Annotated in this window: 10 protein-coding genes and 1 pseudogene; 8 read left to right on the forward strand and 3 right to left on the reverse strand. The window is 62.3% G+C overall.

Annotated features, from left to right (window positions below):
* Positions 1–170 (reverse strand): annotated as a pseudogene (locus EOA60_RS09265) (alanine dehydrogenase); the annotation flags it as partial.
* A gap of 213 nt (positions 171–383) precedes the next feature.
* Between EOA60_RS09265 and EOA60_RS09270 the strand changes: the two are divergent.
* The gene (locus tag EOA60_RS09270) at positions 384–857 is read left to right on the forward strand and encodes an Lrp/AsnC family transcriptional regulator (RefSeq protein WP_059188527.1); all 474 of its coding nucleotides are present in this window, start codon (positions 384–386) and stop codon (positions 855–857) included.
* Between the two features lie 106 nt (positions 858–963).
* On the opposite strand, the gene EOA60_RS09275 is transcribed toward EOA60_RS09270, so the two are convergent.
* Complete coding sequence (locus tag EOA60_RS09275; protein ID WP_095800688.1) at positions 964–1623, reverse strand: 5-formyltetrahydrofolate cyclo-ligase; 660 nt, start codon at positions 1621–1623, stop codon at positions 964–966.
* A gap of 174 nt (positions 1624–1797) precedes the next feature.
* Between EOA60_RS09275 and EOA60_RS09280 the strand changes: the two genes are divergently transcribed.
* Both EOA60_RS09280 and EOA60_RS09285 read left to right on the forward strand, forming a co-directional pair.
* A complete protein-coding gene (locus EOA60_RS09280; RefSeq protein ID WP_095825441.1) occupies positions 1798–3063 on the forward strand; it encodes an NAD(P)/FAD-dependent oxidoreductase in 1266 nt (421 codons plus the stop codon).
* A gap of 128 nt (positions 3064–3191) precedes the next feature.
* Positions 3192–5165, forward strand: a complete 1974-nt coding sequence (locus EOA60_RS09285; RefSeq protein WP_128311268.1) for a bifunctional 2',3'-cyclic-nucleotide 2'-phosphodiesterase/3'-nucleotidase — start codon at positions 3192–3194, stop codon at positions 5163–5165.
* Between the two features lie 29 nt (positions 5166–5194).
* Here EOA60_RS09285 and EOA60_RS09290 read toward each other — a convergent pair whose 3' ends face one another.
* On the reverse strand, positions 5195–5491 hold the full coding sequence (locus EOA60_RS09290) for a hypothetical protein (protein ID WP_127335323.1): 297 nt from the start codon (positions 5489–5491) through the stop codon (positions 5195–5197).
* 259 nt (positions 5492–5750) lie between these two features.
* On the opposite strand from EOA60_RS09290, the gene EOA60_RS39665 reads away from it, so the two are divergent.
* The 5 genes from EOA60_RS39665 to EOA60_RS09310 all read left to right on the forward strand — a co-directional run bounded on the left by EOA60_RS39665 (position 5751) and on the right by EOA60_RS09310 (position 8511).
* On the forward strand, positions 5751–5885 hold the full coding sequence (locus tag EOA60_RS39665) for a hypothetical protein (RefSeq protein WP_259979787.1): 135 nt from the start codon (positions 5751–5753) through the stop codon (positions 5883–5885).
* Positions 5886–5990: 105 nt separating this feature from the next.
* A complete protein-coding gene (locus EOA60_RS09295; protein WP_066989660.1) occupies positions 5991–6281 on the forward strand; it encodes a Dabb family protein in 291 nt (96 codons plus the stop codon).
* A 70-nt stretch (positions 6282–6351) separates the two neighbouring features.
* Positions 6352–7227, forward strand: coding sequence for a VOC family protein (locus EOA60_RS09300; protein ID WP_095825438.1), 876 nt, complete (start codon positions 6352–6354; stop codon positions 7225–7227).
* Positions 7224–8066, forward strand: a complete 843-nt coding sequence (gene kdsA / locus EOA60_RS09305; protein WP_095825437.1) for a 3-deoxy-8-phosphooctulonate synthase — start codon at positions 7224–7226, stop codon at positions 8064–8066. Before EOA60_RS09300 ends, kdsA begins: the two co-directional genes overlap by 4 nt.
* A 79-nt stretch (positions 8067–8145) precedes the next feature.
* Positions 8146–8511, forward strand: a complete 366-nt coding sequence (locus EOA60_RS09310; protein ID WP_066989666.1) for a PRC-barrel domain-containing protein — start codon at positions 8146–8148, stop codon at positions 8509–8511.
* Positions 8512–8795 lie beyond the last annotated feature (284 nt).

The following is an 8795-nucleotide window of genomic DNA, read 5'->3' on the forward strand; positions in this document are numbered from 1 at the left end:
GCGTTATCGTCGGCGCCGGAATAGGCGCCGACGATAACGCCTATCGCGCCGCCGGCGCCAGCCTCGACAAGCACTTCGTGGCCGTGCGCGACATATTCGCGGACAGAGCCGGGCGTCAGACCGACACGGTATTCATGGTTCTTGATTTCCTTGGGGCAGCCGACGCGCATCTTCTTCTCCTGTCCGGCCCTTGAAAGGGCGCTCTCCCTGACATTTCCGGGCATGCCGCCAATCCCAAACCGCCGCGCAGTTTTAGGGCGACATGCATGAGGCGCAGTGAAGCATGAATCGTTCCGCATGTGTTTGCGAATGCACTTGCGGCAGCGTCCGGTCTTCGATAATCGTTGCGCAAAAAGCCGGAATATTCGCAGGAATCTCGAAAAATGCCGCTCGACAGGATCGATATCGCCATTCTGGAGACTTTACAGAAGGATGGCCGGATCCCCAATGCAGCGCTTGCCGAAAAGGTTGGGCTGTCGCAGTCGGCCTGCTCCAGGCGCCTGGACAATCTGGAGAAATCCGGAACCATCCGCGGCTATCACGCGCGACTGTCGAATGCAGCGCTCGGCCATCAGATGACGGCGATCGTGCATATATCGCTGTCGGGGCAGTTCGAGAAGACGCTGTCCGATTTCGAAGCGGCGATCAAACGCTGCCCGAACGTGCTTTCCTGCCATCTGATGTCGGGCGAATACGACTATATCCTGCGTATAGCGGCCAAGGACCTTGCCGACTATGAGCGCATCCACAAGGAATGGCTGTCGGCGATGCCGCATGTGACGAAGATCAACTCGTCCTTCGCCCTGCGCGAGATCGTCGACAGGACGGCGGTGGGGTTGAGGCCCGAAATGGCTTAGCTGAAGTCAGAGCGTTGCATCGTTTCACGGGAACCCCGAACCGCTCATTTCTTTGCTTTGCGCAATTACGGACGGAAAACCGCTACACACTTTTCCTGGAACTGCATTAGGCTCCGGCCGCCTCGGTGACCACCTTGGTCATCGGGATGTCGTGCGGTTGCGGATAGATGGTGGGAATGCGCTGCAATTCGTAGCCGACGCCGATCACCAGCGGCCTGAACGGCATGGCGGCGAGCGTACGATCGTAGAAACCGCCGCCATAGCCCAGCCGGTAGTTGCTGGGATCGATGCCGACTACCGGCGAGATCACGATATCGGGCAGGACAGGATCACCCTCGGCCGGGATCGGGATGTTCCAGACGCCCTTCTCCAGCCGGTCGCCCGGCGCGTAGGCGCGGAACACCAAAGGCTGGCCCTTCTCGATGACGACGGGCAGCGCGGTGCGGCCGCCGCGCGCATTGATCGACGCCATAAAGCCGCGCAGGTCCGGCTCGCCGCGGAACGGCCAGTAGAGGCTGACCATAAGGCCGGCAACCTTGCCGACCAGCATATCGAGGCCCTCGGCAATCCGCTGTGACATTGCCGCGCGTGCATCGGCGGAAACCGCAAGCCGCGCGCCGATCAGCCGCTCACGCTCCGCCTTGCGCCAGCGCCGGACATCGGTCCAGTCGGACAGCGGCATCTGATAGGCCGGGTCGAGCTCATGCATGAAACAAGGCGGCGAAGCGTATTGCGCCGGGCCGTCGTCATCGCGATTGTCAGACATGCTCCACTCCTATCGTTCTGCTCCACGCTATACCCGGCGTTCCGGGGCGACATGCGCGTACACGACACCGGGCGACGACTCCCGGGCACTGACATGGCCAGCGGTGGCGTTGTTGCGGTGCACAAAAATGCTTACATCTAGGCAATCGGGTTGCTTTGGGCGAGGTGGCTGAAAATGGACGAAGCCAAGCATCATGTCGTGATCGTCGGCGCCGGGTTCGGCGGTCTCGAACTTACCCGCGCGCTGGCCGGCGCACCGGTGCGCATCACCATGATCGACAAGCGCAATCACCACTTGTTCCAGCCGCTGCTCTACCAGGTGGCGACCACCGCGCTGGCGACTTCCGAGATCGCCTGGCCGATCCGTCATCTGTTACGCAAGCGCAAGGACGTGACGACGCTTCTGGGTACGGTCATCGGTGTTGACCGCGCAGGCAAACGCGTGCTGCTCGATGACGGGAGCGCAGTCGGCTACGACACGCTAGTGCTCGCCACCGGCGCGCGCCACGCCTATTTCGGCCATGACGAATGGGAGCCATTCGCGCCCGGGCTGAAGACGCTGGAAGATGCCACCACCATCCGGCGCCGCATCCTGCTCGCCTTCGAGCAAGCCGAGCGCGAGACCGATCCCGCCAGGCGCCAGGCATTGCTGACGCTGGTCATCGTTGGCGGCGGACCGACCGGCGTGGAGCTTGCCGGCACCATTGCAGAGCTTGCGCAGGACACGCTGCGCGGCGAATTCCGCAATATCGACACGCGGCAGGCGCGCGTTGTGCTGATCGAAGCCGGTGACCGTGTGCTCGCCAATTTCGCACCGGAGCTCTCGGCCTATGCTCAAAAAGCGCTGGAGCGGCTTGGCGTGACGGTCGAGCTTGGCCGTGCCGTCACGCAGTTGGATGCCGAGGGCGTCGTCTTTGGCGATACCTACCTGCCGGCAAAGACGATTTTATGGGCAGCCGGCGTCGCCGCTTCGCCTGCGGCGGAATGGCTGGGAGCGCCCGCCGACCGGGCGGGCAGGGTGCTGGTCGAGCCCGATCTCACCGTGCCGGGCAGCCCGGAGATATTTGTTATCGGCGATACGGCACATCTGCTGCGACCGGACGGCAAGCCGGTACCGGGCGTGGCGCCGTCCGCCAAGCAGGAGGGCAGGCATGTTGCTGCAACGATCAAAGCGAGGCTCGATGGCGACGCAACGCCACGCCCTTTCCGCTACAAGCATGCCGGCGACCTGGCGACGATCGGCAAACGCGCGGCCGCCATCGATTTCGGCTGGATCAAGCTCACCGGCTGGCTCGCATGGTGGCTCTGGGGGATAGCGCACATTTATTTCCTGATCGATTTCCGCAATCGGCTCGCAGTGTCGCTCAGCTGGCTATGGATATATTTTACCGGACAGCGCAGCGCGCGCCTGATCACTCAGGGTGACGACGACAAGAGCTGATTGCTTTTCATCGACGCGTCACCTTGTCTGATCAACAGACATCCAACAGACATGGACTCGAAATGCCTTCGGCGGCATGTTCCGATTGAGGGGCAGGGCATGTCGCGTTGTCTAAGAGGAGGAAAACAATGTCACTTTTGCCCGTCTCTCGCCGCGAATTCCTGGCCGGAGCCGCCGCCACCGGAGCGCTGATCATGCTGCATCCGTTCTCCGTCCGGGCCGCAGCCAATCAGGCGCATCTGAGGATCATGGAGACGACCGACATCCATGTGAATTTGCTGCCTTATGATTATTACGCCGACAAAGCGAACGACACGATGGGCCTGTCGCGCACGGCCTCGCTGATCGACGGGGTGCGCAAGCAAGCCACCAATGCGATGCTGATCGACAACGGCGACCTGTTGCAGGGCAATCCGATGGGCGACTACATCGCCTATGAAAAGGGCATGAAGGACGGCGACCTGCATCCGATCATGAAGGGCATGAACCTGCTCGGCTATGAATGCTCGACCCTCGGCAACCACGAATTCAACTACGGCCTGTCCTTCATGGACAAGGTGTTGGCCGGCGCCAATTTCCCCTTCGTATGCGCCAACCTGATCCGGGGCACCACGCTCGCCACGAACCCGCGCGACGACAAGCTCTACCTCAAGCCCTATGTTATCCTCGACAAGAAGATCAAGGACGGCTCCGGCGCCGAACAGCCGATCAAGATCGGGGTCATCGGTTTCGTGCCGCCGCAGATCATGGTCTGGGACCTGAAAAACCTGGAAGGCAACGTCCAGACCCGCGACATTGTCCAGGCGGCCAAGGCCTGGGTACCGCAAATCCGTGAGGAGGGCGCCGACATCGTCATTGCGCTTTCGCATTCCGGCATCGATATCAAGCAGGGCGACATGATGGAGAACGCCTCCTTCTTCGTCGCCGGCGTCGAAGGCATCGACGCGGTCTTCACCGGGCACCAGCATCTCGTCTTCCCCGGCAAGAAGGATTTCCAGGCGCTGGAAGGCGTCGACACCGAAAAAGGCACTCTGCAGGGCAAGCCGGCGGTGATGGGCGGCTTCTGGGGCTCGCATATGGGCCTGATCGACCTGCTTCTTGAGCGCGATGGCTCGAAATGGCGCGTCGTCTCGGCCACCTCCGAGGCGCGGCCGATCTATGAGCGGGTCGACAGCAAGAACAAGGCTACGGTCGGCGACGACAAACGCATCATCGCGGCGCTCGAGCAGGATCACGAGGCGACGCTCGCCTATGTCCGCCGCCCCGTCGGCAAGACGTCCGCGCCGCTCTATTCCTATTTCGCTTTGGTCGCCGACGATCCCTCGGTGCAGATCGTCAATCAGGCGCAGAGCTGGTATCTCAAGGATATTCTGAAGAGCACAGAGTGGAAGGACGTGCCGCTCCTCTCTGCGGCGGCACCGTTCAAAGCAGGCGGCCGCAACGGCGCCGACTACTATACCGACGTTCCTGTCGGCGATATCGCCATCAAGAACGTCGCCGATCTCTATCTTTATCCGAACACCGTGCGCGCGGTCGAAATCACCGGCTCGCAAGTCAAGGAATGGCTGGAGATGTCGGCCGGCATCTTCAACAGGATCGAGCCCGGGAAGGCGGATCAGCCGCTGATCAACACCGAGTTCCCCTCCTACAATTTCGACGTCATCGATGGCATCACCTACAAGATCGACCTGTCGCAGCCACCGAAATACGATACGAAGGGCGCCGTCGCCAATGCCGGCTCCAGCCGCATCGTCGATCTTAAATTCGGCGGCAAGCCGCTCGATCCGGCAGCGAAATTCGTGGTTGCCACCAACAACTACCGCGCTGGCGGCGGCGGCAATTTCCCTGATATCAATGCTTCGAAGATCATCTATGAGGCGCCGGACACCAACCGCGACGTGATCGTGCGCTACGTCATCAGCGAGGGCACGATCAATCCGTCGGCGGACGACAACTGGTCGTTCGCGCCGCTGCCTGGAACCAGCGTTGTCTTCGAGACCGGACCCAGGGCCAAGGATTTCATCGGTCAGGTGAAGTCGCTGAAGATCGAGCCGGCGGGCGAGGGTGAGGCGGGGGTTGCCAAATACCGCATTACCCTTTGATGTTGCGCGGCCGGGCCGGCCTGATTTGGCTAAGGCGAAGGGGTGGTCGCGGGCGTGGTGAGCGGCCCGGGGAAGGCCGGCTGGATCGACGTGCCGAGCGGATCGCTGGGCACGGTCAGCGGCGCCATTCCTCTCGGGTGGCGAATCTCCTGGATGGTCGATGTCGGCGTGTTGTTGACAAGGTCGCTGGCCCCCGGTGTCAGCGTCGGGGCAGTCAGCGCGCCCAGCGGGTCATTGGTGACTCTGGGCAAGGATACTTTTGCTTCAGCGGCACTTGCCGAGATCACGGCAAGCAGCAGCACGGCGACGGCTACGGTGCGGTTCAAGGAAGCCTCCTGTTGCGAACGACGCTCGGCGCTCGCCCGAGGATGCAGTGACGGCGCCGGACAGCCGGAAAAATGCCGGATGTCCGATCGCGGTTGCATCATGTTCGCATGAGACATTTGTGCTCGCACCGCAGCTCTCCAGGTAGCCGGCGCTGGGTCCCATGACGCCGGAAAGGTGCGTCGATTACAAAGCAGTGAATTGGAACGATTGCCGTGAAGGCGCTCTGGTTCGGTTTGAGGACATACGCTAGCTTTAGCCATGCGTTATGTGATCGTTATCGTCGCCATCACGTTCTTCCTGATCTGGGACGGCCTCTACAACCAGGGCCAATATCTCGACGCGACCGTCAGGGAGATGTCGCGCATCGTGCGTTACGTCACCGGCGCTGCCTGAGGCCCCGACGCTGCCGCTCAAATAGCGGGCGCGACATCGTTGCCGGTTGACGCGACGGCCTTGCTCCCACAAAACGCGTTCATCCGTCGATCAAGGAGGCTGGGTTTGATCCGGCACATCGTTTTCTTCAGCGTGCGGCGCAAGGAGGATGTGGAGGCCGTCCGGTCAGGGCTGCAGGAACTGGGCAAGATTCCACATTCGAAACACTTCGAGGTGACGCTCAATACCAAGGTCGATCTGTTCTCAAACGCGATCGACGTGGTCGTCTATGCCGAATTCGAGGACGAGGCAGCGCTCGCAGCATACAGGGCGCATCCGATCTATGCGGAGACGACAGGCAGGGTTAAACCGTTGCGCGAGCTGCGTTATTCGGCCGACGTCGTGGCCGCCGCCTGAGCCGCGCCGTCCGCTCGCCTTGGACGCCAGGCCTTGAACCGATTTCCGCAATGGTGCACACCGCGCCGGCATGACGAAAACTCCGCCCCATCCGCTCGATCATCTCGTTCTGCCCACGCGGAGCCTCCACATTGCAAGGCAGCGCCTCTCGTCGCTCGGCTTCGTCGTCGCCCCGACCGGCGTCCATCCTTTCGGGACCGAGAACGCTTGTGTCTTCTTCACCGACGGCACCTATCTGGAACCGCTGGCCGTCGGCGATGACCAAACGGCCGATCGGGCGATGGGCGAAGGCAACGTCTTCGTCGCGCGCGACCGCCTTTACCGCAGCAGGCTTGGCGACGAGGGCTTCTCCGCGGTCGTCTTCGGGACCGCCGATGCAGATGCCGACCACGCGCGCTATGTCGAAGCGGGGCTGTCGGCAGGCAACATGTTGAGCTTTTCGCGCGCCTTCACCGACACCACGGGCAAAAGCGACACGGCATCGTTCAAACTGGCATTCGCGGCCGACAGAAAAGCACCGGACGCATTCCTGTTCGCCTGCCAGCGCATCAACGCGCCGCAGATCGACCGCACCGCACTGCAGGCACATGCCAATGGCGTGACCGGCATCGTCGAGATCGTGGCGGTGAGCGACGAGCCTTCGAGCCAGAGGGGACTGATATCGATCGCTGCCGGCCAGGGCGCGAGCGACGGCGACAGGACTGACCTGCCAAACGCGACCCTGGCCGTTCTGACGCCCGACGCTTTTGCCGCACGGTTCGGTGCTTCGGCAGGGCAGCCTTCGGACCTGCGATTTGCGGCCGTCATCTTTGCGGTTCGCAGCGTCGCCGCAGCCACCCAGCTACTTGCGGCAAACGCCATAGAGCACAACATGAGCGGCGACGATGTCGTCGTGCCGCCGGCACTCGGTCAGGGCGCGGCCTTCATCTTTCGGGAGATCCCATGAGCGAGCCCCTTGCGCCCAATGCCGCGGTAAGCGTCGGCAAGGTCGTTTTCGCCAACAATGCGCCCTTGTCGCTGATCGCAGGCCCCTGTCAACTCGAGTCGCGCCAGCATGCCTTCGACATGGCCGGGGCGCTGAAGGAACTGACCACCAGGCTCGGTATCGGGCTCGTTTACAAGACGAGCTACGACAAGGCCAATCGCACCTCGCTTGGCGGCGCGCGCGGCGCCGGGCTCGAGGCGGCGATGCCGATCTTCGACGATCTGCGCAAGGAGTTCGGGCTGCCGGTGCTGACCGACGTCCACACCGAGGAGCAATGCGCATCGGTCGCGCCGCATGTGGATGTGCTGCAGATACCGGCCTTTCTTAGCCGGCAGACGGATCTGCTGATTGCGGCGGCGCGCACCGGCAAGGTGGTGAACGTCAAGAAGGGTCAGTTCCTGGCGCCATGGGACATGAAGAATGTCGTCGCCAAGGCCACCGGTTCCGGCAACGCCAACGTGCTGGTCACCGAGCGCGGCGCCTCCTTCGGCTACAACACACTGGTGTCGGACATGCGAGCGCTGCCGATCATGGCCGAGATCGGCGCGCCGGTGATCTTCGACGCCACCCATTCCGTGCAGCAGCCGGGCGGGCAGGGCAGCTCGACCGGTGGCGAACGACGCTTTGTCGAGACCCTCGCGCGCGCCGCCGTGGCGATCGGCGTTGCCGGCGTGTTCATCGAAACCCACCAGGATCCGGACAACGCCCCCTCCGACGGCCCCAACATGGTGCCCTTGAAGAATCTTCCCGCATTGCTGGAAAGGCTGATGGCGTTCGATCGGATCGCCAAGAGGCCGTAGCAGGGCAGCCGAAAATCTGGAACCTTCGCCCGCTCCCCTCATTGTCCACAACGGACAAGCAAATGAGAGGAGCACAACAATGACCACTCCGTCTGGCCACACCGAAGCCATTGCCGCCTCGCGCGTCATCGGCACCTCGGTCTACAACACCGCCGGCGACAGCATCGGCAGCATCGAGGACGTGATGCTCGACAAGATGTCGAACGGGATCATGTTCGCGGTCATCGGCTTCGGCGGCTTCCTCGGCATGGGCGAGAAGTATCACGCCATTCCGTGGGCAAGCCTCGACTATGATGAAAACATGGGCGGCTACGTCGTGCCTTTCACCAAGGAACAGCTCAAGGCGGCACCGGCCTACTCGATCGAGGAATTGACCGGCGCCGATGGTGAAGCGGCCCGCGACGCATCCTTCGAATACTACCACGTGAAGCCTTACTGGCACTGATCGGCCTGAGCGGCTGCTTCCAGAATCGAGAAGGCCCCCGGGTCCGGGGGCCTTCGAGCGTTGAGGAACCTATTCAGCGGTCCGAAGGGTGGATAGCTCCGTGGAGTTCTGCTGAGGCTTCTGGGTTTCGCAGGACGTTAGGAACGCCGCCGCGATCAGGAACAAACTCACGATACCGCTCAACTGGGACATGGCGAAACTCCTCGTGTTTCGCCCCGCGCAAACACGACCATAAATCAGAAGGGCGAGTCGCGCGCATGACTAATGATGACAAAGATTTGCGC

It is taken from the genome of Mesorhizobium sp. M1A.F.Ca.IN.020.06.1.1 (assembly GCF_004023265.1).
Taxonomy (GTDB): Bacteria; Pseudomonadota; Alphaproteobacteria; order Rhizobiales; family Rhizobiaceae; genus Mesorhizobium.

Excerpts from the sequence above, each read along its gene's own strand:
- EOA60_RS09270 (WP_059188527.1), top strand. The coding sequence starts at position 384 with ATGCCGCTCGACAGGATCGATATCGCCATTCTGGAGACTTTACAGAAG.
- EOA60_RS09275 (WP_095800688.1), bottom strand. The coding sequence starts at position 1,623 with ATGTCTGACAATCGCGATGACGACGGCCCGGCGCAATACGCTTCGCCG.
- EOA60_RS09280 (WP_095825441.1), top strand. The coding sequence starts at position 1,798 with ATGGACGAAGCCAAGCATCATGTCGTGATCGTCGGCGCCGGGTTCGGC.
- EOA60_RS09285 (WP_128311268.1), top strand. The coding sequence starts at position 3,192 with ATGTCACTTTTGCCCGTCTCTCGCCGCGAATTCCTGGCCGGAGCCGCC.
- EOA60_RS39665 (WP_259979787.1), top strand. The coding sequence starts at position 5,751 with ATGCGTTATGTGATCGTTATCGTCGCCATCACGTTCTTCCTGATCTGG.
- EOA60_RS09300 (WP_095825438.1), top strand. The coding sequence starts at position 6,352 with ATGACGAAAACTCCGCCCCATCCGCTCGATCATCTCGTTCTGCCCACG.
- kdsA (WP_095825437.1), top strand. The coding sequence starts at position 7,224 with ATGAGCGAGCCCCTTGCGCCCAATGCCGCGGTAAGCGTCGGCAAGGTC.
- EOA60_RS09310 (WP_066989666.1), top strand. The coding sequence starts at position 8,146 with ATGACCACTCCGTCTGGCCACACCGAAGCCATTGCCGCCTCGCGCGTC.